Raw genomic sequence first — 575 nt, forward strand, 5'->3', positions numbered from 1 at the left:
CACCGGCGCGCGCTGGGACGCGGCCGTGGCCGCCCAGTCCGAGGCCCGGGCGCGGTCCGCCGAGCGGTGGCGCGCGGCAGAGCAGAAGGCCCGAACGAGCAGGAGGACCCCGTGATCGTCTCCTTGGAGGGAACCGTGGCCCACGTGGGCCTGGACCACGTCGTGCTGGAGACCGGCGGCGTGGGCCGGCGTGTCCTGGTGCCCCCGCAGGTGTCGGCCGAGCTGCGCACCGGGCAGCCGGCCCGCCTGGCGACCTCGCTCGTGGTGCGCGAGGACTCGATGACCCTGTACGGCTTCCTCGACGACGACACCCGGGAGGTGTTCGAGACCGTGCAGTCGGTCTCCGGCGTGGGGCCGCGCCTGGCGCTGGCGCTGGTGGCCGTGCTCTCCCCGGCCGAGCTGGCCCGGGCAGTGGCGGCCGAGGACCTGGCCGCGCTGACGAGCGTGCCCGGCATCGGGAAGAAGGGGGCACAGCGGCTGGTGCTGGAGCTCGCCGGAAAGCTGCCCGCGGTGCCCGTCGGCGCCGAGGGCGAGGTGGCTGTGGTCGACCCGGCGCCCACCGCGGCGGCCGACGG

General features: G+C 76.7%; 1 protein-coding gene. It reads left to right on the forward strand.

The features are described 5' to 3' along the window. Positions 1-111: 111 nt before the first annotated feature. The coding region (gene ruvA, locus HMPREF3099_RS07220; RefSeq protein WP_083323595.1) for a Holliday junction branch migration protein RuvA at positions 112-575 on the forward strand (464 nt) is incomplete at its 3' end.

Origin of the sequence: Kytococcus sp. HMSC28H12, from assembly GCF_001816045.1 — a bacterium.
GTDB classification, from domain to species: domain Bacteria; phylum Actinomycetota; class Actinomycetes; order Actinomycetales; family Dermatophilaceae; genus Kytococcus; species Kytococcus schroeteri.